Raw genomic sequence first — 23913 nt, forward strand, 5'->3', positions numbered from 1 at the left:
CACTACTTTTTTACTGCAACCCGTCTGGGCTAGCACGGATTATCCAACGCTCCGATGCAATCGAAAGCGACGAATTCCCCACGTTTATCCGCCTATCACTTCGTTTTGAAACCCGGAATGACAAACGCACAAACAATCAAACATCATATCCTGTCGACCACAATCCCCCGCAACGCCCGTCTGGCGCCGTTTGGCACGATCATGCCGATCGCGTGCGAACGCACGTCCGCCCTGCGCATCGACGCGGCGGACAGTCATCTGGATTTGCGGAGTGAATGGCTTGCGGGGAGATGAATGCAGGCGCTGGTGCGTGACCATGGCGACAGAAGACAGCTGGGCAACCCCGTTGCGGTCGGTGTAAAACTCGCCCAAAACTTCCTGCATTCAGATCTCCCGTCTTTGCGTCATGAAGCCGGTGATGATCGGGACACTGCGACCTGCCTCGCCCCTTCCGTACAACGACCTACTATATCTAGTGGGTCATCGACGATCTGGCACTAATTGTAGTGGTTGATTTTTTTGACTGCAAGAGTTTTTTGATGTAAACGCAAAAATAATCGTTGCAGCTTTGCGACACTCATGTTCTTGCGTCGCGCACCCGATGCCATTCGAAGCATGGACCCGGATCCGTCTTTCGCCCGGGCGCGATGTCGCTGTGACCGACCACGCCTGCAATCGGGTAGCGCCGATTCAGTTCGGCAAGCAGCCGGTTGAGCGTCATGTATTGAGCATCCTCGAACGGCAGCAGGTCGCAACCCTCGAGCTCGATGCCAATCGAGAAATCATTGCAGCGCTCCCGGCCTCGCCAGCTGGAAACGCCTGCATGCCAGGCGCGGCGGGAGCAGGGAACGAACTGGATCAACTCACCGTCGCGACGGACAAGAAAGTGGGCCGAGACCCGCAAGTCCCGTATCTCCCCGAAATAGGGATGAGTCGCCGGATCGAGGCAGTTGGTAAACAACTGGATGATTCCCGGACCGTCGAATTCGTTCGGCGGCAGGCTGATGGCGTGGATGACGATCAGGCTGACCGGCTGATCGACCGGCCGCTCGTCGCAATTCGGCGAGGGCACGCGCCGTACGCCGGACAACCATCCTTCATCGTCCATCGCATCCGGCGCCTGCACCGACTTCACTCGTTCATTCCCAGTCGCGCCATACGGTAGCGCAATGAGCGGAAGGTGACTCCCAGCAGCCTTGCAGCCGCAGTGCGATTGTTGTTCGACTGCTTGAGGGCATCGAGAATCGCCTGGCGCTCCACCTGGTCCAGGTGATCCTGCAGGGAGCCGCCGACTGCGCTGGTGGTGGCGCCAGTCAATTGGGATGGCGCCAGATTGAGATCCACCACGTCGATACGGTCGCCGGCCATCAGCGCCAGGGCGCGCTCCATCACGTTTTCAAGTTCCCGCACGTTGCCCGGGAAGGGATAACCCTGCAAAGCTTCAAGGGCCGGGGCGGTCAGCAGCGGCGGCTCCAGGTCGGCAGCCCGGGCCAGGCGGCCCAGAATGTGTTGCGCCAGCATCGGGATGTCTTCGCGACATTCCCTCAAGGCCGGCATTCGCAACTCGATGACATTGAGGCGGTAGAACAAATCCTGGCGGAACCGCCCCTTCTCGACCAGCACCTTGAGATCCTGATGCGTAGCGCAAATCACCCGCACATCGACCGCCTCCTCGGTGGTGGCGCCCACCTTGCGCACCCGCTTTTCCTGAATCGCCCGCAACAGCTTGACCTGCATCGTCAAGGGCAGTTCCGCAACCTCGTCCAGAAACAGGGTGCCGCCATCGGCCACATGAAAGAAGCCTTCACGATCATCGCTGGCGCCGGTGAATGCACCCTTGCGATATCCGAAAAACTCGCTTTCCATGAGGTTCTCGGGGATCGCCCCGCAATTGACCGGCACAAAAGCGCGGTCGCGGCGGGCGCCCAGGGTGTGGATCAGTCGCGCCGCGAGCTCCTTGCCGCTCCCTGACTCGCCCGAGATATGAACCGGAGCCTGACTGCGTGCCACGCGATCGATCAGCATGCGGACTTGCCCGATTGCCGTCGACTGCCCAAGCAGTCCGGACTCGCCGCCGATGCCGCCATCCGAATCGGGGCTGGGCAACTCGAGCGCCGACTTGACCATGCCGCGCAACTGATCGAGCGACACGGGCTTGGCGATGTAGTCGAAGGCCCCGGCCTTGAGCGCGGATACGGCGTTCTCCGCGCTGCCATGCGCCGTAATCACCGCCACCGGCAGGTCGGCAACGGTGGCGGCAATGTGACGCACCAGCTCCAGGCCCTCGCCATCGGGCAGGCGCATGTCGGTCAGGCATAACTGGTAGCGCTGACCGACCAGCATGCGGCGCGCCTCGGCGAGCGATCCGACGCAGTCCGCGTGGAGCCCCATGCGCGCCAGCGTCAGGTCGAGCAACTCGCGGATGTCCGCCTCGTCGTCGACCACCAGTACCCGCTTGGCCTCGCCACGACAACGGGGGCGGCGTTCATTCTTCAGTGACATGCGACTCCCTCGGCAGTGATGCGGAAATGGGCGCCCGGTTTCTCATCCAGCAGTTCGAGTCGGGCGCCGCTGGCTTCGCACAACTCGCGTGCAATGTAGAGCCCCAGGCCGGTGCCCGCGCCGTGAGTTGTAAAGAAGGGCTCGAATACCTGATTGCGTTGCGCCTCATCTACCCCCGGGCCGTCGTCAATGATATGCAATTCCACGCAATTTGCCGCGGTGGCGGTCCTCGCCTCCAATCTCACCGCGCCATTCGCCGCGCTGGCATGACGCAGCGCATTCCCCAGCAGGTTCCACAGCACGCGATACAAATGGCCCCGATCGAAACGCAGCTCGACATCTCCCTCGCCGACTCGCACCCTCATCGCCGCCGATGCATCGTGCAGGGCCAGTTCCTCAAGAAATCCTGAAAGGAATACCTGCCAGCGCAACACTTCCGGTTGCGCGCGGTCGCGGCGCCCGAGTTCCAGCACCTCGGTCACGAGGCGGTTCAAACGGCGGGTATTGTCATGAATGATGCGGGCCAGGCGTTGATGCAGGGGATCGGTATCTTCCTCGACCAGCAATTCCGCGGCGTGGCTGATGGCCGCCAGGGGATTGCGAATTTCGTGCGCCATGTTGGCGGTAAGCCGCCCGAGCGCAGCCAGCTTCAGCTGCTGCGCCTGGGACTGAATGCGCTCCATGTCTTCCAGGTAGATCAGCGCCTGTCCGCCGGACTCGGCCGAGGGCAAATAGCGCACCCGCAACAGGCGCCCGCTTTCCTGCCGGAGCATTTCCACCATTTCCACGGGCTGGGCACTCCAGGTCCTGTAACGCTCGGCCAACCCGCTGGAAAACCTCGCCAGTTCCGCGCCATCTGCCGCCTTCACATCCAGCAGCGCTTCGGCACGCGGGTTGAGCTGGCGCACCCTTCCCTCGCCGTCCACCACCAGTACCCCGTCTTCCATGTCCCGGATGATCCGCTCGCTGATGCGCAACTGGTCGTTGAGTTCCCGCCCGCGTTCCCGCGCCAGCGTCTCGTTGGCGACCACCTTCTGCGCCAGCAGCCGGGCGATGATCGCCGTGCCGAAAAAGGCGATGCTGATGATCCCGGTGCGCACGAAGTCCGCCGGGTCTGCGTCCCAGGTCAGCGCGCGCCAGCTTTCCTCCAGGAGCATCGCCACCGTGGCCAGCGCGGCGTAAAACAAGGTCATGCGCCCCTGCCCGACCAGCGCGGCGCCCGCCACCACGACCAGCAGCAGGATGGCGATTCCGCTCTTCTGTCCGCCGCTGGCAAACATCATCAGCGTCAAGGCGGCGATGTCGACCGCCACCTGCACCGAAAGCTGAAGATTGAAATGGCGCGGTCTGCGCAGCAATGCGACAAGAAATGCAATCGCCAGCAGCAGATAGACGGCGGCTACCCTGTCAAACAGCCTGGCATCCTGCGTGCCGAGACTGATGGTGTCGCCAAAGACCAGTGCCGCCACCAGGAACAGCAGGGCAATCGACAAGCGGTAGATCGAGAAGAAACGCAGCGAACGCCAGAAGGATTCGATGGCGTCGGACTCCTCCGCCACCGGAATCGATACGCTCAAGACCGGGCTCCCAGCCGTCGATGCTCTTCGCAACAGTAATCGCGCCCGGCCTCGCTGACAGACTCAACACGGGGGAAATGCACGCCGCAATGCGTGCATTGCGCCATGGCTTCGGGCTGCGGCGCTGCCGGTGGCGGCTTGCTGCGCCGCTTGGACGCGCGCACCAGCGCATAGATCACGGCGAGCACGACAATGAAGAGGAGGAACTTGGCCACTGCGGTCAGTCCTCCGCAACGGTATGAAGCTGGTCGGGGCGAGAGGATTCGAACCTCCGACTCCTGCGTCCCGAACGCAGTACTCTACCAGGCTGAGCTACGCCCCGATGGCAAGTTGGTGGCAAGGATGGACATTGCGGGAACAGACCGGGTAATTCAGTCCGAGAGATCATCCTTGCAAACATTGCGGTGGTCAAAAACTTCGTTGCACCGCAAAGTCTGCTAATTGTAGCAGCGTTTCCCTGAACTTTGAATCCGGCAGCGGCTTCAATGCTGCCTTGGCCATCTCCGCTTCGTCTACGCCATGCCGGCGCGCCGCATCAAGCGCGCCGCTGGAACGCACCGCGGCCAGCACTTCGGCGAAACTGTCGCTGCTGGCGTTCTCGATGGCGCCGCGCACCAGGGCGGCCTGCTGCGGGCTGCCGTGCTGGATGACGTGAATCAGGGGCAGCGTCGGCTTGCCTTCGGCCAGGTCGTCGCCGAGATGCTTGCCGGTTTCCGCCTCCTTGCCCGAATAGTCGAGCACGTCGTCGATCAACTGGAATGCGGTGCCAATGTGCGTGCCGTAGGCCGCCATCGCCTCTTCGACCTCGGCGCCCGCGTTGCCGAGAATGGCGCCGAGCCGTCCGGCGGCCTCGAACAGCTTGGCGGTCTTGTAACGGATCACCCGCAGGTAGTCATCCACCTCGATGTCTGCGTTGCGGCAATTCATCAGTTGCAGCACTTCGCCCTCGGCGATGACATTGGTTGCATCCGCCAGCACCTGCATCACCCGCATGCTGCCGACACCGACCATTATCTGGAATGCGCGGGAATACAGGAAATCGCCGACCAGCACGCTGGCCGGATTGCCGAACACCGCGTTTGCAGTATCGCGGCCACGCCGCAGCGACGACTCGTCGACCACGTCGTCGTGCAGCAGCGTGGCGGTATGGATGAACTCGACCACCGCAGCCAGTTCGTGATGGCGGGTTCCCGAATATCCGCAGGCATTCGCGGAAAGCAGCACCAGTGCGGGGCGCATGCGCTTGCCGCCGGCGGAAATGATGTACTCGGCGACCTGGCGCACCAGTACCACTTCCGAATGCAGGCGCGCCCTGACGACAGCGTCCACCGCGTGCATATCGGCGTCTATCGAAGCATACAAGTTGGTGAAATTCACGACGGATATCAAGTGTTGCGACAAAGGAGCGATGTTAGGCGGCGCGTCTGCCTGCGTCAACGGAACTGCGCGGAACTGCGCCCCGATGTTCCGCATGCACTTCGCTAATCTTCACTACCCCGCAAGCTTGAGCAGGGTCTTGACCTGCGCCCACTGTCGACGACTGACGGGCAGGCGTTCCGTGGTTCCGTCCAGGATCACCTGCCAGTGCGCCTCTCCGTCGCCTTCGTCAGCCGCCCGCTCCACTCCTGTAACCACGGCGCGCGCCACCAGGCAGTTGCGATGGATGCGCAGGAAGCGCTCGCTGAACTCCGCCTCAAGATGGACCAGCGACTCCTCCAGAAGATACTCGCGCCCCGCGGTATGCGCAGTGACGTATTTTTGTTCCGCCTTCAGGTAAAGAATTTCCGCGACCGGCACCAGAAGAATGCGGCCGCGCTCCAGGCAGGACAGGTTTTGCCGTATCGCCAGCGCCGACTTTTCGAGGCGAACCGCATCGTCGGCATGGCGCCTTGCCTTGCGCAAGGCATCGGCCAGACGGGTGGCGCGTACCGGCTTGACCAGATAATCCAGCGCGGCCAGTTCGAAGGCCTGCACCGCATATTGGTCGAAGGCGGTGACGAAGATCACGGCCGGCGTGCTCGGCAACCGCGCCAGATGGCGGGCCAGCTCCACGCCATCCATGCCGGGCATGCGAATATCGATCAGCGCCACATCGAGGTCACCGGCCTGCGCCCGCTCCAGCGCGGCAAAGCCGTCCGCGGCCTCGGCCACCACCGTGCTCGGCACCTCGGCGGCGATGTCGCCCAGCAAGTCGCGCAAACGCGCACGCGCCGGAGCCTCGTCATCGACCAGCAGAAGGCGCAAGGCTTCACTCATCGTTCAGCCGCCTGACGGTAGGGAAACTCGATGGAAACACAAAAGCGGCCGCCGCTCACCTCGGTCGTCATGGTTGCTTCCAGATCAAAGAACAGCATCAGCCGCTCTCGAATGTTGGTCAGGGCCATCTGGTTGCCGTGCTTGTGGCTTTCCGCCGCGGACATCGGATTGGAAAGTTCGACCCGCAGCCGGGAGCCCCTGCATTCGAAGCGGATGGTGATTTCACCCGGTTCGGTCGCCGGCTCGATGCCGTGATACACCGCGTTTTCCAGCAAGGGCTGGAGCATCAGCGGCGGCACCAGCGGGTCCGGCGGACAGGCCGCCATGTCCCACACCACGCGCACGCGCTCGCCCAGCCGCAAGCGTTCGAGATTGATGTACTGCCGCGCCACGAAGATTTCTTCCGACAGCGGAACCAGATCGGCATTTTCACGCATCAGCACGCGAAACAGGTCGGCCAGTTCCTCCAGCGCCGTCTCCGCCCGACGCGGATCGGAGCGGATCACCCCGAGTACGGCATTCAGCGCATTGAACAGGAAATGCGGCCGGATGCGCGCGGTCAGCGCCAGCAAACGCGCCTCGGCCAGAGCGGGCGAACGCGAACGCCCGCCGATCTCGAATCCACCAAGCAACAAGGCGGCGCCAATCACCGCCCACAAGGAGGTTCGGCTGAAGCCTCCCGCATCCGGCTCGATCAAATGCAGCTCGGCAAAGAAACTGCGCACGGCGGCTGTCACCAACAGCACCAGCATGACAACCGCAACCACGCCCAGCCATTTGGGCAGGCGCGCGAACCAGTTGCTCAGGAGGCTGAGCAGGGCCAGGCTGGCCAGTATCACCGGCTCGACCACGATGGCAAGCTCAAAAAATTCGGCGACAAAAAACCGCCACTCGCGATTGGCGGCCAGGGTTCCCAGCAGGGCCCCGAAATTCACCGCAAGCAGGACACGCAACCAGATGCCGAAGTTGCGGAAGTCCGGCAAACCGGTGAGCGGAGGGTTTTCCCTTATACTTCGCGCTTGGCTCAATTGCCCGTCACCTTTGATTTTCCAGTGTTTTTATTGCCTGTTTTTGCCAACTGACCTGGCAGCCCGATTATGACAGAACCGAAACCTCCAGCGTCTCCCGCCGCCCCGACCGCGTGGTCCGGACGCTTTTCCGAGCCCGTCTCCGACCTCGTCAAACGCTATACCGCTTCGGTGTTCTTCGATCGCCGCATGTGGCGGCAGGACATTCGGGCATCGCTGGCGCATGCGCGCATGCTGGCGCGGCAAGGCATCATCGCCGCAACCGACCTGGCCGCCATCGAGCAGGGTATGGCGACGATCACCGGCGAGATCGAGGCCGGCGGTTTCAACTGGAATCTCGACGACGAAGACGTCCATCTCAACATCGAGAAACGACTCACGGCCCTGGTCGGCGATGCCGGCAAGCGGCTGCACACCGGCCGTTCGCGCAACGACCAGGTCGCCACCGACATCCGGCTCTGGCTGCGCGACACCATCGACGACATCGATGGACTGCTGCGCGATTTCCAGAAGGCCCTGCTCGACACGGCGGAAGCCCACGTCGACACTCCGCTGCCCGGCTTCACGCACCTGCAGGTGGCGCAGCCCGTCACCTTCGGCCACCACCTGCTGGCCTATTTCGAAATGCTGCGCCGCGACCGCGAGCGCTTCGCCGACTGCCGCCGTCGCGTCAATCGCCTGCCGCTGGGTGCCGCCGCACTGGCCGGCACCACGTTCCCGATCGACCGCGAAGCCGTGGCGCGCGAACTCGGTTTCGAGTCCGTCTGCGAGAATTCACTGGACGCCGTTTCCGACCGCGACTTCGCCATCGAGTTCTGTGCCGCCGCCTCGCTGGTGATGACCCACATCTCGCGTTTTTCGGAAGAACTGATTCTGTGGATGAGCCCGCGCGTCGGCTTCATCGATCTCGCCGACCGCTTCTGCACCGGCTCGTCGATCATGCCGCAGAAGAAAAATCCCGACGTGCCCGAACTGGCGCGCGGCAAGACCGGCCGCGTCTTCGGCCACCTGATGGGCCTGCTGACGCTCATGAAGGGCCAGCCGCTGGCCTACAACAAGGACAACCAGGAAGACAAGGAACCCCTGTTCGACACCGCCGACACGCTGAGCGACACCTTGCGCATCTTCGCCGACCTGGTCCCCGGCATTAAAGTCAAGCCGGAAGCCATGGCCGCCGCCCTGCGCCAGGGCTACGCCACCGCGACCGACCTCGCCGACTATCTGGTAAAGAAGGGACTGCCCTTCCGCGACGCCCACGAAGCCGTGGCGCGCGCCGTGCGCGCCTGCGAAGCCCGCGGCTGCGACCTGCCTGAATTGACGCTCGACGAACTGCGCTCGTTCTCGCCGCTGGTCGGCGAGGATGCCTTCGCCGTGCTGACCGTCGCCGGCTCGCTCGCCGCCCGCGATCACCTCGGTGGCACCGCGCCGGCCCAGGTGCGTGCCGCCATCGCACGTTGCCGCACGCGGCTCTGATCAGTTATCGATGGCCATTCCCGAGCGCATAGGCAAGTACGAGATTCGCAAGAAGCTCGGGGAAGGCGCCACCTCGATCGTCTACCTCGGCTACGACCCGTTCGCCGAACGGGAAGTCGCGGTCAAGGCCATCTTTCCGGAAGTCCTGCGCGACAAGGAGCGCGGCCGGCTGTATCGCCATCTGCTGATGACCGAGGCCTCGCTTGCCGGCAAGCTCATGCATCCGCACATCGTGCAGATTTTCGATGCCGTGCTGGACGAAGAGCAGAGCTACATCGTCATGGAATACGTTTCGGGCGGCACGCTCGAACCATTCTGCAGCCCGAGCACCCTGCTGCCGGTGGACCGCCTGGTGGAGATCATCTTCAAGTGCACCCGCGCGCTCGACTATGCCTTCCGCGCCGGCATCACCCACCGCGACATCAAGCCGGCGAACATTCTGCTGGTCAGCTCCGGCGACAGCGCCGAACGCAGCAGTGGCGACATCAAGATCTCCGATTTCGGCGCGGCGATGATGACCAGCGGCGAGCAAACGCGCACGCAGGTATCGGGCGTCGGCTCGCCGGCCTACATGTCGCCGCAGCAGGTGCGCGACATGACGCTCAATCACCAGACGGACATCTACTCGCTGGGCGTGGTGATGTACCAGTTGCTGACCGGGCGGCTGCCGTTCCAGTCGACCTCCAACTACGGCATGATCTACCAGATCTGCAACACCGATCCACCGCCGCCCTCCACCTTCCGCTCGGACATGCCGACCAGCCTCGATGCCGTGGTCGCGCGCGCCATGCAGAAGGAGATCGAAGCGCGCTACCAGAGCTGGGAAGAGTTCTCCCACGACCTGGCTCAATCCTTCCGCAACAAGCAGCTTTCGGCACAACGCCAGGCATTTCCCGACAGCGAAAAATTCGAGGCGCTGCGGGCGCTGCGCTTCTTCAATGAATTCTCCGACGTCGACCTGTGGGAAGTCGTGCGCTTCTCGCGCTGGGACGAAGTTGCCGCCGGCACGGTGATCATGAGGGACGGCGAACGGGGCGACTTCTTCGCGTTCCTGCTTGACGGCGAACTGATGGTCTCGAAGAGCGGACATTCCCTCGGCACGCTGGCCGCCGGCGAATGCTTCGGCGAAATGGCCATCATTCGCCGCGGCCAGCATACCCGGGGCGCCGACGTCGTCGCACAGACCGGAACCCGGGTCGTCACCATTTCGGCGCAAGCGCTGCAGCATGCCTCGGACGTATGCCGGATGCACTTCTACCAGGGCTTTCTCGACGTCATTGCCGGCCGCCTGGCCGACGCCAACGCCCGCCTGGCATCGCTTTGACATCGGGGTTGGGCGCCGTCGAAGTTGATGCCATTGCGGCGGCGATTGCCAAGCGCAGCGGAACCTCCTTCACCCCTTCATCGGTCAGCCCGGTCGGCGGCGGCTCGATTCATCGCGCTTGGCATCTCACAGACGGCGTCCGCCACTATTTTGTAAAAGTCGGCGCTGGCGGGACGGCGCCGATGTTCGCCGCCGAAGCGCTGGCGCTGCAAACGATTTCGCATGCCGCCGTAGTGCGGACGCCGACTGTCGTCGCCATGGAGAGCACGGAAACCCTGGCGTTCCTGGTGCTGGAACATCTTGAACTGGCCGCGCTGGATCAGCCAGGCGGAGCCCGGCTCGGCAGCGCCCTGGCGCAACTGCATCGCATCACCGGCGACGCCTTCGGCTGGGACGGGGACAATTTCATCGGCGCCACGCCGCAGATCAATACACCCCATCGCAGCTGGCCGCATTTCTTCGGCGAACGCCGCCTGCGACCGCAACTGCAACTCGCGCTGCAAAACGGCATGGACAAGGCGCTGGTGGCAAAAGGCGACGCGATCATCGAGCGCATCGGCGGCCTGTTCATCAGCTATCAGCCGCTGCCCAGCCTGCTGCACGGCGATCTGTGGTCGGGCAACGCGGCGCAATGCGACGACGCGCCGGTGATCTTCGACCCGGCCAGCTACTACGGCGACCGCGAAACCGACATCGCCATGGCCGAACTGTTCGGCGGCTTTCCCACCAGCTTTTTTGCCGCCTATCGCACGGCGTGGCCGCTCGACTCAGGCTATGAAGCGCGCAAGCCGCTCTACAACCTGTACCACATCCTGAATCATTTCAACCTGTTCGGAAGCGCCTACCTGGGGCAGGCGCAACGCATGATCGAACGGCTGCTGAAAGAACTCAGACGCTAACTTAAGCGGCGCCGACAATCGGCTCCAGCTGCTTCTGCAATTCGCCCGACTGGTACATCTCGGTCATGATGTCGCTGCCGCCGACGAACTCGCCCTTGATGTAGAGCTGCGGCACCGTCGGCCAGTTGGCGTAATCCTTGACGCCTTGGCGCACCTCCGGGTCGGCCAGCACATCGACCGTGACGAAATCCTTGACGCCACAGGCCTGGAGGATCTGCACCGCGCGCGCGGAAAAGCCGCACTGCGGGAATTGCTTGTTGCCCTTCATGTAGAGCACAACGGGATTACCGGTGACGGTCTCGTGGATTTTCTGCTTGGCGTCCATGGCTGATTCCAAAATAGTTGAGTAAATAAGTCGGGATATTGTAGCGGCGGGAAGTCCTGCTGGTCAAGCGTGGCATCCGGATTGGGCAAGATCAGGAACCTTGGGCCCGGCGCCGACTCGAAGCGATGTATGCGTGCCGATGTAAGGTTTCAGAAGGCGCCGCGTCAAAGCAGTACACTTCCCTGCCATCGAGAGCCCACATGCCAACCCATTCCAGCCATGCCATTCCCCCGTCGGAAATCACGCCGCGCGCGCTGTTCGAGCGTCGCCGCGAGTTCCTGCGGCTGTCGACCGGCGCAGCGCTCGCCGGGCTGCTCCCCTCCGCGCAGGCGAAGCTGGCACCGGGCCGGCCCAGCGCTTACTCGACCACCGACTCGCCGACGCCGCTCAGGCATGTCACGAGCTACAACAACTATTACGAATTCGGCACCGACAAGGAAGACCCGGCGCGCACCGCCCACGCATTGCGCGTGCGGCCGTGGACGCTGGTCATCGAAGGCCTGGTCAAGCAACCGAAAACCCTGGGCATCGAAGACATCCTGAAACTGGCGCCGCTCGAAGAACGCATCTACCGCCTGCGCTGCGTCGAGGGCTGGAGCATGGTGATTCCCTGGCTGGGTTTCCCGGTGGCGAGCCTGCTGAAACTGGTGGAACCTCTGGGCAGCGCCAAGTATGTCGAGTTCATCACCGCCGTACAGCCGGAAACCATGCCCGGCGTGCGGAGCCGGGTGCTGGATTGGCCCTATGTCGAAGGCCTGCGCATGGACGAAGCCATGCATCCGCTGGCGATCATCGCCGTCGGCCTGTATGGCGATGTGCTGCCGAACCAGAACGGGGCGCCACTGCGCCTCGTGGTGCCGTGGAAGTACGGCTTCAAGAGCGGCAAATCGATCGTCAGGATTCGCCTCACCGACACCGAGCCGCGCACCTCCTGGATGAAATCCGCGCCGCGCGAATACGGCTTCTACTCCAACGTCAACCCCGAGGTCGATCACCCGCGCTGGAGCCAGGCGACCGAGCGGCGCATCGGCGAATTCGCCAAGCGCAAGACGCTGATGTTCAATGGCTACACGGAACAGGTCGGCCAGCTTTACACCGGGATGGACCTGAGGAAGCAGTTTTGAATCCTGCCCTCATCAAGCCACCGCTGTTTCTTGCCTGCCTGGCGCCACTCGCCTATTACGCCTGGGGCGCGCAAGCCGACACGCTGGGCGCCAATCCGATCGAAGCCGTCACACGCGGCCTCGGCACCTGGGCGCTGAATTTCCTCTTGATCACGCTGACGGTGACGCCGCTGCGCAAGTATTCCGGCTGGGCCTGGCTGGGTCGCCTGCGCCGGATGCTGGGGCTGTTCGTATTTTTCTACGCCGCCCTGCATCTGAGTACCTACCTCTGGTTCGACCAGTTCTTCGACTGGCCGGCAATCGCCAAGGATATCCTGAAGCGCCCCTTCATCACCGTCGGCATGGTCAGCTTCGCGCTGCTGGTGCCGCTGGCCGCGACCTCGAACGCCTTCGCCATCCGCAAGCTCGGCGGCCGTCGCTGGCAGGAGCTGCATCGCAGCGTCTATCTGATCGGAATTCTGACCGTGCTGCACTATGCCTGGATGGTCAAGGCCGACATCAGCAAACCGCTGCTCTATGCGGTGATGCTCGGCGTGCTGCTCGGGCTGCGGGTCTGGTGGCGGGTCCAGGAGCGCAACCGGCAACTGGCCGGCGCCTATTTGCCGAAGCCGCGCGGGCGCATCATCCCGATCGCCGTCAAAAAACAGGCTTCGTCAGACGGATCAGCCTGAACCATCCCGAGGCCAGCGCCGCTTCATTGGCCGTCACGTCGATGCCGCCGACGGATTCCAGCACGTCTTCGAACACCACATCGAGGCGCGTCGCGACATGGCGCGTGAGCGGATTGAGAACACGCTTCCAGCCGGCTTCGCCGCGCCGCAGGAACTTGTCGAAGACCAGCAACGTCCCGCCCGGCTTCAACACGCGCACCGCTTCGGCAAGACAGAGAGTCGGCGCCGGCACCACGGCGAGGATCAGATGCAACACCGCCACATCGAAGCTGGCATCATGAAACGGCAAGCGCTGCGCGTCGCCGCGCAAGGGCGTGAAGTGCAGGCCGGAGGCACGCGGGCGGGCACGCGCGAGCATCGCGGCAGTCAGATCGAGTCCGACATAGCGATGCTGGGCCGGCAAGTGGGGAAGGTCGAGACCGGTGCCGACTCCCATCAACAACACATCGCGCGGCGGCTCGTCGACCAGCGCGGCCAGGCTGCGCTTGCGCGCGCCACGCGTGGCGGCGGTCAGAAACGCATCGTAAAAAGGCGCGACCAGCGTGTAGCTGTGCTTGAGGCTCAATGCAGCACGCGCGGCATCGAAAGTACGAACTCCGCAATCGGCGCCTCGAACTGCACGCCATCCTCGGCCGTCATCTGGTAGCAACCCTTCATCGTTCCCACCGGCGTGGCGAGTTGGCAACCGCTGGTGTATTCGAAACTCTGGCCGGGCGCCAGCAGGGGTTGGTGGCCGACCACGCCGAGGCCGCGGACTTCCTGGACATGGCCCTCGGCGTCGGTGATGATCCAGTGCCGCGAGATCAACTGCGCCGGGACGTTGCCGGTGTTGCTGATGGTGACCGAGTAGGAGAAGACATGGCGATTGATCGCCGGATCGGACTGCTCCGCAATATAGTGGGGCGTCACGACAACCGCCATTTCGTATTTCTTTGCCTCGGCCATGGGCTGGCATTCAACACCAAATGGCGCCGCGGAGCAAGAATCCATTTGGCGGATGCGGCATCCCGTGATCTGTCATGATCATTCATTCTTGACCATTGCCGCCGATTCCGCGACACTTCGGCTATGCGAGTCAGTTAGCCGCCATCCATATTGCACAAACGCGCTTCATGACCTCTCCCGAATCGAGTATCGCACCCTCCGGTTTTTACGACAGGCTGCGCAACGCCGGCATCGAGCCCGACGACAGCGAAGAAACGCGGCTGAACAAGTCGCTGCTGATGCTGGCGACAGGCCTGATCAGCGTCACGATCATGATCTGGGTGACGATTTACTCGATTCTCGGCCCCTCGTTCTCGACCACCCTGCCCTTCGCCTTCCAGCTGCTGCTGGCGGGCAACATGCTGTTCTACATCAAGTCGCGGAACTTCGATTTCTTCCGCATCAGCCAGCTGGGCCTGTTCCTTTTTTTGCCCTTCGTCGCGCATTGGGCTGGCGGCACCATCATTTCCACCAGCGGCGTGCTGCTCTGGGCCCTGCTGGCCCCGGTGGGCGCCATCCTCTGCGTCGGCGTCAACCAGTCGATCGGCTGGTTCATTGCCTGGGTCACCCTGACGGCCTTGTCCGGTTTCGTCGACTACTATCTTGCCGATTCCGTGATGTCGAAGGCGGCCAATGTGCCGGTACGTACCACCATCGTCTTTTTCACGCTCAACTTCATTTCGATATCGGCCATCATCTACCTGCTGCTGCGCATGTCGATCGCCGAAAAGCGCAAGGCGCAGGACCGTCTCGAAGAAGCCCACCAACAAGTGCAACTGGAGCAGGAACGCTCCGAAAAACTGCTGCTCAACATCCTGCCCGGCCCCGTCGCGGAGCGGCTGAAGCACTCGAACCAGACCATTGCCGACGGTTTTTCCGATGTGACGGTAATGTTCGCCGACATCGTCAACTTCACCCAGGTGGCAGCCGCGATGTCGCCGTCACAGGTGTTCGCCATGTTGAACCGGATCTTCTCCGCTTTCGACGAACTGGCCGAACAATACGGGCTGGAAAAGATAAAGACCATCGGCGATGCCTACATGGTGGCCGGCGGACTGAACGAAGACTCCTTGGAATATTCGGCCGCCATCGCCGACATGGCCGTAGCCATGCGCGACCTGCTGCGGCGCGATTTCGCGGTCAATGCCTCGCAGCTTGAAATCCGCATCGGCATCGGTACCGGGCCGATCGTCGCCGGGGTACTGGGGAAGAAAAAATTCATCTACGATCTCTGGGGCGACACCGTGAACATCGCCAGCCGCATTACCGCGGAAGGCGTGCCCGGCATGATCCAGTGCGACACCACCACATACCACCGCCTGGCGGCGAGCTTCGATTTTCATGAGCCGCAAGCCATCTATCTCAAGGGCAAGGGCAACATGACGGTGTATCGCCTGATCGGCCGCAAGGGCGCGGGCGACATCGAAGCAGGTTAGGCGGCCTGTTCCAGCCGGAAACAGACCCGCCCGGCCCGATTCTCGATCAGGTTCAAACGGTATCCCGCGGCCTCGGCATAACGCGCGGCATGATAAAGCCCGATGCCATAGCCACTCTCCGAAGACACGGGGCCAACGAACAGGCTGGATGCGATGTCCTCGGCCATCGCCGAGCCGCTGTCGCAGACGATCAGCCTGAAGCCTTCGCCGGTATGCTCCAGTTCTACCTGCGCACGCAGCTCCGGCTCCCGCAAGTGCTTTTCCGCGACGTTGCGGATCAGGTTGTCGATTACGCCTGAAAAGACTTCGGCCGGCAGTTCTCCCGTAATCGGAGACTCTGCCGTGAAATCGATCCAGTGCATCACCCCCATGCGCTGGCTAAGATCCTGCCACCATTCCGCGGCGCTTACCCAGCGGGCCGACGCGATGCTTTGCGGCGCATTGAGCTTGGCCAGGGTCTCGGCCAGCCGGTCGGTTATCGCCGGCAACTGGCGCCGCAACAGCGACTGATACTCCAGCGACGACTCCGCGCCCGGCTCCAGGCCCGCCGAACACAGCGCATTCAACGACTGCAGCAGGTTCTTCACATCGTGCGTCAACCGGGCTCCGGTCTCGTGCACCGCCTGCATGTAGGAAAGCTGCTTCAGGGCCTGCGCACGCTGCTTGTCGGCGTGAAGCTGGGCAAGATACTGTGCCAGCAGGTTGAAGTGCCAAATCAGCGTCGGCGACAGGGTGTGCTGCGTGTAGAGGACCAGCACCATGCCGCCGTGGCTGAACTCCCAGCGACGGCCTGCTATTTCCCCGAAACGTCCGCTGCTTTTGCCGGCGATCCATTCGCCGCCTGTCACCCAGGGCAGCCGCTGCCCGATTCCGGCACACGCCCGTTCGAGAAATACCTGCGGATCTTCTTCGCGCAATGCCAGATTGGACAACGCCTGCAGCCACTTTTCGACCGGCAGGCCGATCGACATCCAGTAGCGTGAGAACAGGCCGCCGATCCCGGAAAAACCCGAATGCGGATTCCACGCCAGGCCCAGCAACAGCAGCATCGCTCCGGTCAGCAGCATCGCTTGCAGCAGTGCTTCGACGTAGGTGCTGCCCAGCAGCAGCATGGCCGCCAGGCTGCCCAGCATCAACACCGCCAGCAGTAGAAACACGAACAGGCTATAGACGAAATCGACCACTTCGCGCGCGCTGTCCGTTTCCTTCCCCTGCGGCAGCATCGCCATCACCACCAGAAGCACGGGCAAACCGACATAGCCCAGCGAAAGGATCGGTGCCGGCGGCTTGGCCATCGGCACCGCCATCGGCGCAGCGATCACAAACAGCGCCACCACCAGAAAGCCCAGCGCCATCATGTAGAACAGCCGGGGAGCACGCGCCCCGAACAACATGACCTTGCCGCCGACAATGCCGCCCAGCATCATGATCCACAACAGCAGCATCCAGGGTTTCAGGAATACCGCACCGGCCAGAACGATGGCGGCCAAACCGACGACCCACACCACGGACAGGCGCTGCTCGGCGTGGACAAAGGGTTGCCAGAGCAGGAACAATCCGAGATGGGCAATGAACAACGTCTTGCCGAGCCATGCGTCCGGTCCCTGCAAAAGCACGAAATACAATGCCAGCAGCAGGGCCAGCAACAATCCGCGCCGCACCGCAATCAGGCGTGACGACAGCGTTGAAGGAAGGGGAAAAATCGGCACGTGGGAAAGGTATTGCCGGAATGGCAGAGACCAAGAGAAGGCTTATTCTGCCCCACCGGCGAGCAAATCATCTGCCAAATAACTGACGAAGCTGTCCAATATTCGACAGATACCACTTAAGTTGGATTCAAAATTGATGATAACTCACTGAAACAACGCCAAATTAATTTGTGGTACAATAAATGCTAGTTATTCACCATCAAACAACCACCCTGCGGGGGAGATGATCATGAGAAGCAAACAATCCGGTTTTACCCTGGTCGAAATCGCCATCGTGCTGGTCATCATCGGCCTGCTTCTGGGCGGCGTGCTGAAAGGCCAGGAGTTGATCAACAGCGCGAAAGTGAAAAATCTTGCGACCGACTTCCGCAACGTCCCGCTGTTCATTTACGGTTATCAGGACAAGTATCGGGCATTGCCTGGTGACGACGGGCAAGCCGCCGCTCACGTCGCAGGTGCGACCGTGGCTACAACCCCGGCTGCCGCACCGGCTGCCCGTAGCAACGGCGTGATCGAGGGTGCGTGGGACTCAACAACGCAAACCGACGAATCCTTCCTGTTCTGGCAGCATGTCCGACTCGCCGGCCTAGCTGCAGGTCCAACTGCCGTTGCCGACACCAACTATCAGCCGCGGAATGCGGATGGTGGCATTATCGGCATCACCACCAATGACAACGCCGCTCCCTACATTGCCGGCATGAGGGGCACTTATCTCGTCTGCACCCAGGGCGTCCTTGGCAAGTATGCACGACAGCTCGACACGACGATGGATGACGGCTGCCCCAATACGGGCTCGATCCGGGTCGTGCCTGGAACCCCCGCCGGAACCACCACTGGCAACGTGTCGGCCGGTTTGGTGCCGATCGCGGCGGGCGCAGTCTGCCCGATCACGGCTGGCGGACCAACCTTGGATGATTCGACGTCCTACACGGTCTGCATGACGATGTAAAAGGTCTTGCACACCATCAATAAAAAGCCCGCTTCGGCGGGCTTTTTATTTCTGCTTGCCGCGCAGCAGCGCCTCCTCCCCGGCCGTTACCGCCGCCGCGTTGCCGATCAGCACCACCACGTCGCCCTCGATCAGTTCCAGCAGCGGCTCCAGCTTCAGGGCGCGCTGCGAGCGACGGCGAATCGCCGTAACACCAGCGCCGACTCTCGCCAGATCGATCTCACCGACCCGGCGGCCAATGGCCCAAGTGCCGGGCGTCAGGGTCACGGCATGCAGGCGCGGCTGGTCGGCGTCGGCCAGATGGGCGCCGGCGTCGGTGGCGCCGTGGAAGAAGCCGCGCAGCAGCGAATAGTGCTGTTCGCGCATTTCGCGCAGGCGCTTGATCACCTTGTGCATAGGTATGCCTGACAGCGCCAGCGCGTGGGTGGCCAGCATCACGCTCGATTCGAGGGCTTCCGGCACCACTTCGGCGGCGCCGGCGGCATAGAGCTTTTCGACATCGTCCTGCTCCCGTGCCCGCGACACGATGGCGACATCGGGACGCAGTTCCCTGACGCGGTGGATCACCCGCAGCGCGGCGTCGATGTCGGCGAAGGTGATGATCACCACGCTGGCGCGCGACAGGCCGGCCGCCAGCAGGGTTTCCTTCTTCGACGAATCGCCGTAGGACACTGGCTCGGCCGCCATGCTGGCTTCGCGCACGCGCTCGGGGTCGAGATCGAGCGCCATGAACGAGATGCCCTCGGCTTCGAGGAAGCGCGCCAGATGCTGGCCGGTGCGCCCGTAGCCGCAGAGGATCGCATGCTTGTCGGTGGTCAGCGACTGGGCCGCGAGTTGCGTCAGTTGCATCGAGCGCAGCAACCATTCCGAAGCGACGAAGCGAAACACCAGCCGGTCGGAGAAATGCACGATCAGCGGCGCCAGCAGGAGCGACAGCACCATTGCCGCCAATACCGGCTGCAGCGTCGCGGCGTCGAGCAGATTCACGTCCCCGGCCCGCGCAAGAATCACGAAGCCGAATTCGCCACCGGCGCACAGCCACAAGCCGCTGCGCATGGCAGTGCCCGGCGAACTTCCCAGCAGCCTTGATGCGACGCCGATGATGACCAGCTTGAACGCCACCAGCGCCGCCAGGATGCCCGCCACCAGAATCCATTGGCCGGCGATCTGCGGCACATTGAGGCGCATGCCGATGGCCACGAAGAACAGGCCCAGCAGCACGTCGCGAAAGGGTTTGATGTCTTCTTCCACCTGATAGCGGTATTCGGTTTCGCCGATCAGCATGCCGGCGGTGAAGGCGCCCAGGGCCAGCGACAGGCCCGCCAGTTCGGTCAACCAGGCGAGGCCGAGGGTGATCAGCAGCACGTTGAGCATGAACAGTTCCGCGGACTTGCGGCGCGCCACCAGATAGAACCAGGCCGAGAGCATGCGCTGACCGATGAACAACACCAGCGCGAGCAGCACCATGGCCTTGAACGCCGCCAGCAGCAGGGCTTCGGCCATCACCTCGAGCGGTTGCGACAACGCCGGGATCATCACCAGCAGCGGCACCACGGCGATGTCCTGGAACAGCAGGACGCCGATCACTTCGCGGCCGTGCGGTGCGTCGAGTTCGCCGCGCTCGGTCAGCAGCTTGGACAGCATGGCCGTCGATGACATCGCCAGCGCGCCACCCAGCGCAAGGCCGGCCAGCCACGGAATGCCGGCGACCCGGGCAAGCAGGGTCGCCACCAGCACGGACACGACAACCTGCAGCAGGCCAAGACCGAACACGATGCGCTTCATGCTGTACAGCCGGGCCAGCGAAAATTCGAGGCCGATGCTGAACATCAGGAACACCACGCCGAACTCGGCCAGGTGTCGCGTCTGCTCGGTATCCGGCACCCAGCCCGCCGCATGCGGCCCCAGGGCCGCACCCACCAGCAGGTAGCCCATGATCGGCGGCAGGCCGAGCATGCGGAAAATCACCACGACGACGACAGCGGCGGCAAGCAGCAGCAGGATGAGGGGCAGAGTCTCTGTCATGGGGCAGGCAATAAGGGAAGATGCCGGTCGCGGTTGCTATAATTTGGCTCCATCATAAACGCCAGCCCCCGATGAACCAAGCCATCAAGCCGTCCACTGCCAGCGTCCATGACGATGCTCGCGTCACAGGCATGGGCCGTCAGGTGCTCGAAATCGAAGCGGCCGCCGTCGCGGCGCTGGCGCGGCGGATCGGGCCCGAGTTCTGCGCCGCCGTCGCGCTGATACTCGAAAGCCGCGGCCGCGTGGTGGTCAGCGGCATCGGCAAGTCCGGCCATATTGCCCGCAAGCTGGCCGCCACCTTCGCCAGCACCGGCACGCCGGCCTATTTCGTTCATGCGGCCGAAGCCGTGCATGGCGACCTGGGCATGATCACCCGCGACGATGTCCTGATCGCGATTTCCAATTCCGGCGAGAACGACGAACTGCTGACCATCGTGCCGCTGGTGAAGCGCCTGGGAGGCAAGCTGATCGCCATCACCGGCAACGAGACCTCATCCCTGGCGCAGGAAGCCGACATCCACCTCGATGCCCGTGTCGATCAGGAAGCCTGCCCGCTGAATCTGGCGCCGACCGCCAGCACCACGGCCGCGCTGGCCCTTGGCGATGCCCTCGCCGTCGCCCTGCTCGACGCGCGCGGCTTTGGTGCCGAAGATTTCGCCCGCTCCCATCCCGGCGGCGCGCTGGGCCGCAAGCTGCTCACCCACGTTGCCGACGTCATGCAAGTCGACGTGCCGACGCTGACCGAGGATGCGCTGGTGCCGGCCGCGCTGGCGGCCATGACGCGAGGCGGCATGGGCATGGCGGTGATACTCGATGCCGCCGGAGGCATCACGGGGATATTCACCGACGGCGACCTGCGGCGCGCCATGGAGCGCCTCGGCGACTTGCGTGCCACCCCGGTGTCCGCAGTCATGACCCGCAATCCCCGCAGCATCGGACCGCGCCGCCTGGCCGTCGAGGCGGTGGAGATGATGGAAGCCAACAAGATCAACCAGCTCGTGGTGAAGGATGACGCCGGCGCGCTGTGTGGTGCATTGAACATGCACGACCTGTTCCGGGCGAAGGTCGTCTGATGGGCAACAACGTAACCGCGGCAGCCGACAAAGCGACCCGCCTTGTCCTGATGGGCTTCGACGTGGACGGCGTGCTGACCGATGGCACGCTCTACTTCAGTTCCCAGGGCGACGAAATCAAGGCTTTCTCCAGCCTCGATGGCCACGGCCTGAAGATGCTGCAGCGTTCCGGAATCGAGGTTGCCGTCATCAGCGGACGCAGTTCCCGCGCGCTCGAACTGCGCGCCAAGAACCTCGGCATCACGGAATTGCACATGGGCGTCGACGACAAGCGCGCGTTGCTGATCCAGCTGGCGGCGAAGCGCGGCATCGAACTCACGCAAGCCGGCTACATGGGCGACGACGTGGTGGACCTGCCGATCCTGCGCGCCTGCGGCTTTTCCGCCGCGGTGGCTGACGCGCACGACGAAGTTCGCGCCCGCGTGGATTACGTTGCCAGCAAAGGCGGCGGTCGAGGCGCCGTGCGCGAGGTCTGCGACCTGATCATCCGCGCCCAGGGCAAGTGGGATGCGGCGATGGCGGAGTACCTCGCATGAAAGATCGCGCCGCCTCGCTGTTTCCGCTGGCCATGCTGGTGCTGCTGGCGGCGCTGACCTTCTGGCTCAACCGGGTCATTCAGGGCGACAATCCGCGTGGCCCGCAACGGCACGATCCCGACTACTGGGTGGAGCGCTTCGAAGTGCGCCGCTTCGACACCGAAGGCAGGCTGCAACACACCGTGGTCGCCGACAACCTGTTGCATTACCCGGACGACGACACGACCATCGTCGCCGCGCCGCATGTCACCTACCATCAAACGCCGCCGACGGAAATATTCGCGCGCATGGCTTACATCGGCAAGGATGGCAAGGAAGTCGATCTGGTCGACAACGTGCGGGTGATTCGCCACGGCGCGGCAGCCGGTTCGCCATCGACCGTGCTTGAAACCAGGACACTGAAGATCTTTCCCGATTCCGAAAAGGGACACACCAACGATCCGGTGGTAATCACCCAGGGGAAAAGCATCATGAATGGTACCGGACTCGACATCGACAACAGATCCGGCATCTCGGTGCTGTACGGCCGCGTTACCGGCACCCTCCATCGCAACCGGACCGAGACACCATGAACCAAATCCTTCGACTCGCTGCCATTGCCGGAATCGCCGGCCTCTTGCTTGCCGCCACCGCGGCAAGAGCCGAAAAGGCCGACCGCGACAAGCCGGTCAATATCGAAGCCGATCGGGTTTCGGTCGATGACGTAAGCAAGGTCCAGACCTTCGAAGGCAACGTGCAGCTGGTCAAGGGCACGCTGATCATCCGCGCCGAGCGGATCGTCGTTACCCAGGACGACGACGGCTATCAGCGCGGCGTGGCGACCGGCACCCCCGGCACGCTGCCGCGCTTCAAGCAGAAGCGCGAGGGCCAGGACGACTATATCGAAGGCGAAGGCGAGCGCATCGTGCATGATGCCAAGGCCGAGAAGACCGAATTCTTCAATCGCGCCTGGGTCAAGAGCGGCCTCGACGAAGTGCGCGGCCAGTTCATTTCCTACGACGCCAGGACCGAGAACTATTTCGTCACCAGCGGCCCCAACGGCACCCGCGCCCAGCCGGGCAGCGGCGAACGGGTCCGCGCCACCATCCAGCCGAAGAACAAGGACGCCGGCACGGCAGCGCCCGCGGCGCCTGCCCGTCCGGCTGCGGCCCCGGCGCCTGCATTGAAGGGCGCCCAGAACATCGCCAACCCCCGTCAGGAGACAGCGCAGTGAATTACGAAAACATCATCGTCGAAACCCGTGGCAAGGTCGGGCTGATCACGCTCAACCGGCCCAAGGCCCTCAACGCCCTCAACGACACATTGATCGACGAGATCGGCGCCGCCTTCGACGGTTTCGAAGCCGACGAAAACGTCGGCTGCATCGTCATCACCGGCTCCGAAAAGGCTTTCGCCGCCGGCGCCGACATCGGCGCCATGGCCGGCTGGAATTTCATGGACGTCTACAAGGCAAACTACATCAGCCGCAACTGGGACCGCATCCCGCGCTGCCGCAAGCCGGTCATCGCCGCGGTCGCCGGCTTCGCCCTGGGCGGCGGCTGCGAGCTGGCGATGATGTGCGACATGATCTACGCCGCCGATACCGCCAAGTTCGGCCAGCCCGAGATCAAGCTCGGCATCCTGCCCGGCGCTGGCGGCACCCAGCGCCTGCCGCGCGCGGTGGGCAAGGCCAAGGCCATGGACATGTGCCTCACGGCCCGCTTCATCGACGCCCAGGAAGCCGAGCGCGCCGGGCTGGTGGCACGCATCATCCCGGCCGACAAGTTGCTCGAAGAAACCCTCGCGGCAGCCGAGACCATCGCCGGATTCTCGCTCCCGGTGGTGATGATGATCAAGGAATCGGTCAATCGCGCCTACGAATCCAGCCTGCAGGAAGGCCTGCTGTTCGAGCGCCGCACTTTCCATTCGGCCTTCGCCCTGGCGGATCAGAAGGAAGGCATGGCCGCCTTCGTCGAAAAGCGGAAACCCGCTTTCCGCGACAGCTAAACATCCTTTCGCATTGCAACATCAAAGGCCCTTTGG

The 23913-nt window shown here is 63.2% G+C and carries 25 protein-coding genes and 1 tRNA gene; 12 read left to right on the plus strand and 14 right to left on the minus strand.

Annotation, left to right across the window (positions count from 1 at the left end; all coding sequences use genetic code 11):
- Nucleotides 1-84 precede the first annotated feature (84 nt).
- From SUTH_RS19460 to SUTH_RS14990, 9 genes are all read right to left on the minus strand, one after another.
- A complete protein-coding gene (locus SUTH_RS19460) occupies nt 85-384 on the minus strand; it encodes a hypothetical protein (protein ID WP_148312950.1) in 300 nt (99 codons plus the stop codon).
- Between the two features lie 193 nt (nt 385-577).
- Entirely contained in the window at nt 578-1108 is a 531-nt protein-coding gene (ampD, locus tag SUTH_RS14955) for a 1,6-anhydro-N-acetylmuramyl-L-alanine amidase AmpD (RefSeq protein ID WP_041102417.1), read from the minus strand.
- A gap of 23 nt (nt 1109-1131) precedes the next feature.
- On the minus strand, nt 1132-2502 hold the full coding sequence (locus tag SUTH_RS14960) for a sigma-54-dependent transcriptional regulator (protein WP_041100373.1): 1371 nt from the start codon (nt 2500-2502) through the stop codon (nt 1132-1134).
- Nucleotides 2493-4079, minus strand: a complete 1587-nt coding sequence (locus SUTH_RS14965; RefSeq protein ID WP_041100374.1) for a sensor histidine kinase — start codon at nt 4077-4079, stop codon at nt 2493-2495. The genes SUTH_RS14960 and SUTH_RS14965 overlap by 10 nt, the downstream gene beginning before the upstream one ends.
- Nucleotides 4076-4294 carry a PP0621 family protein gene (locus tag SUTH_RS14970; protein WP_041100375.1) on the minus strand — a complete coding sequence of 73 codons (219 nt, stop codon included), beginning with the start codon at nt 4292-4294 and terminating at the stop codon, nt 4076-4078. The genes SUTH_RS14965 and SUTH_RS14970 overlap by 4 nt, the downstream gene beginning before the upstream one ends.
- A 30-nt stretch (nt 4295-4324) precedes the next feature.
- Nucleotides 4325-4401, minus strand: a tRNA-Pro gene (locus tag SUTH_RS14975).
- 86 nt (nt 4402-4487) lie between these two features.
- A complete protein-coding gene (locus tag SUTH_RS14980; RefSeq protein ID WP_197539736.1) occupies nt 4488-5417 on the minus strand; it encodes a polyprenyl synthetase family protein in 930 nt (309 codons plus the stop codon).
- Between the two features lie 153 nt (nt 5418-5570).
- Nucleotides 5571-6335: a LytR/AlgR family response regulator transcription factor gene (locus SUTH_RS14985; RefSeq protein WP_041100376.1), complete on the minus strand. Its 765-nt coding sequence runs from the start codon at nt 6333-6335 to the stop codon at nt 5571-5573.
- Complete coding sequence (locus tag SUTH_RS14990) at nt 6332-7363, minus strand: sensor histidine kinase (protein ID WP_231851026.1); 1032 nt, start codon at nt 7361-7363, stop codon at nt 6332-6334. The genes SUTH_RS14985 and SUTH_RS14990 overlap by 4 nt, the downstream gene beginning before the upstream one ends.
- 69 nt (nt 7364-7432) lie before the next feature.
- Here SUTH_RS14990 and argH point away from each other — a divergent pair, with 69 nt between their 5' ends.
- Genes argH through SUTH_RS15005 form a run of 3 tightly spaced genes read left to right on the plus strand, consistent with a single transcriptional unit; the run spans nt 7433 to nt 11059 of the window.
- Nucleotides 7433-8836: an argininosuccinate lyase gene (gene argH, locus SUTH_RS14995; protein WP_041100377.1), complete on the plus strand. Its 1404-nt coding sequence runs from the start codon at nt 7433-7435 to the stop codon at nt 8834-8836.
- 10 nt (nt 8837-8846) lie between these two features.
- On the plus strand, nt 8847-10160 hold the full coding sequence (locus SUTH_RS15000; protein WP_041100378.1) for a serine/threonine-protein kinase: 1314 nt from the start codon (nt 8847-8849) through the stop codon (nt 10158-10160).
- A gap of 8 nt (nt 10161-10168) precedes the next feature.
- Nucleotides 10169-11059, plus strand: a complete 891-nt coding sequence (locus SUTH_RS15005; RefSeq protein WP_041100379.1) for a fructosamine kinase family protein — start codon at nt 10169-10171, stop codon at nt 11057-11059.
- 1 nt (nt 11060) lies between these two features.
- Here the strand turns inward: SUTH_RS15005 and grxD are convergent, their stop codons facing one another.
- Nucleotides 11061-11384: a Grx4 family monothiol glutaredoxin gene (grxD, locus tag SUTH_RS15010; RefSeq protein WP_041100380.1), complete on the minus strand. Its 324-nt coding sequence runs from the start codon at nt 11382-11384 to the stop codon at nt 11061-11063.
- A gap of 200 nt (nt 11385-11584) precedes the next feature.
- Between grxD and msrP the strand changes: the two genes are divergently transcribed.
- Complete coding sequence (msrP, locus tag SUTH_RS15015; protein ID WP_041100381.1) at nt 11585-12508, plus strand: protein-methionine-sulfoxide reductase catalytic subunit MsrP; 924 nt, start codon at nt 11585-11587, stop codon at nt 12506-12508.
- Nucleotides 12505-13179, plus strand: coding sequence for a protein-methionine-sulfoxide reductase heme-binding subunit MsrQ (locus SUTH_RS15020; RefSeq protein ID WP_041100382.1), 675 nt, complete (start codon nt 12505-12507; stop codon nt 13177-13179). Before msrP ends, SUTH_RS15020 begins: the two co-directional genes overlap by 4 nt.
- On the opposite strand, the gene SUTH_RS15025 is transcribed toward SUTH_RS15020, so the two are convergent.
- Nucleotides 13145-13744 carry a class I SAM-dependent methyltransferase gene (locus tag SUTH_RS15025; protein WP_041100383.1) on the minus strand — a complete coding sequence of 200 codons (600 nt, stop codon included), beginning with the start codon at nt 13742-13744 and terminating at the stop codon, nt 13145-13147. The two genes, SUTH_RS15020 and SUTH_RS15025, sit on opposite strands and share 35 nt — an antisense overlap.
- Entirely contained in the window at nt 13741-14124 is a 384-nt protein-coding gene (gene apaG, locus SUTH_RS15030) for a Co2+/Mg2+ efflux protein ApaG (RefSeq protein ID WP_041100384.1), read from the minus strand. Before apaG ends, SUTH_RS15025 begins: the two co-directional genes overlap by 4 nt.
- 167 nt (nt 14125-14291) lie before the next feature.
- On the opposite strand from apaG, the gene SUTH_RS15035 reads away from it, so the two are divergent.
- A complete protein-coding gene (locus SUTH_RS15035; RefSeq protein WP_041100385.1) occupies nt 14292-15599 on the plus strand; it encodes an adenylate/guanylate cyclase domain-containing protein in 1308 nt (435 codons plus the stop codon).
- On the opposite strand, the gene SUTH_RS15040 is transcribed toward SUTH_RS15035, so the two are convergent.
- A complete protein-coding gene (locus SUTH_RS15040; protein ID WP_041100386.1) occupies nt 15596-17308 on the minus strand; it encodes a histidine kinase in 1713 nt (570 codons plus the stop codon). The genes SUTH_RS15035 and SUTH_RS15040 overlap by 4 nt on opposite strands.
- 229 nt (nt 17309-17537) lie before the next feature.
- Here SUTH_RS15040 and SUTH_RS15045 point away from each other — a divergent pair, with 229 nt between their 5' ends.
- Nucleotides 17538-18257 (plus strand): prepilin-type N-terminal cleavage/methylation domain-containing protein, encoded by a 720-nt coding sequence (locus SUTH_RS15045; RefSeq protein ID WP_041102420.1) that lies wholly within the window; start codon nt 17538-17540, stop codon nt 18255-18257.
- Nucleotides 18258-18302: 45 nt separating this feature from the next.
- Here the strand turns inward: SUTH_RS15045 and SUTH_RS15050 are convergent, their stop codons facing one another.
- Entirely contained in the window at nt 18303-20282 is a 1980-nt protein-coding gene (locus tag SUTH_RS15050; protein ID WP_041100387.1) for a monovalent cation:proton antiporter family protein, read from the minus strand.
- A 71-nt stretch (nt 20283-20353) separates the two neighbouring features.
- Here SUTH_RS15050 and SUTH_RS15055 point away from each other — a divergent pair, with 71 nt between their 5' ends.
- The 5 genes from SUTH_RS15055 to SUTH_RS15075 are packed head-to-tail and all read left to right on the plus strand — an operon-like array spanning nt 20354 to nt 23877.
- Entirely contained in the window at nt 20354-21355 is a 1002-nt protein-coding gene (locus tag SUTH_RS15055; protein ID WP_052473690.1) for a KpsF/GutQ family sugar-phosphate isomerase, read from the plus strand.
- Nucleotides 21355-21891 carry a KdsC family phosphatase gene (locus tag SUTH_RS15060; RefSeq protein WP_041100388.1) on the plus strand — a complete coding sequence of 179 codons (537 nt, stop codon included), beginning with the start codon at nt 21355-21357 and terminating at the stop codon, nt 21889-21891. The genes SUTH_RS15055 and SUTH_RS15060 overlap by 1 nt, the downstream gene beginning before the upstream one ends.
- On the plus strand, nt 21888-22463 hold the full coding sequence (gene lptC, locus SUTH_RS15065) for an LPS export ABC transporter periplasmic protein LptC (RefSeq protein ID WP_041100389.1): 576 nt from the start codon (nt 21888-21890) through the stop codon (nt 22461-22463). The genes SUTH_RS15060 and lptC overlap by 4 nt, the downstream gene beginning before the upstream one ends.
- Complete coding sequence (gene lptA, locus SUTH_RS15070; protein WP_041100390.1) at nt 22460-23104, plus strand: lipopolysaccharide transport periplasmic protein LptA; 645 nt, start codon at nt 22460-22462, stop codon at nt 23102-23104. The genes lptC and lptA overlap by 4 nt, the downstream gene beginning before the upstream one ends.
- Nucleotides 23101-23877, plus strand: a complete 777-nt coding sequence (locus SUTH_RS15075; RefSeq protein ID WP_041100391.1) for an enoyl-CoA hydratase — start codon at nt 23101-23103, stop codon at nt 23875-23877. The genes lptA and SUTH_RS15075 overlap by 4 nt, the downstream gene beginning before the upstream one ends.
- Nucleotides 23878-23913: the final 36 nt, after the last annotated feature.

It is taken from the genome of Sulfuritalea hydrogenivorans sk43H (assembly GCF_000828635.1).
Classification (GTDB): Bacteria; Pseudomonadota; Gammaproteobacteria; order Burkholderiales; family Rhodocyclaceae; genus Sulfuritalea; species Sulfuritalea hydrogenivorans.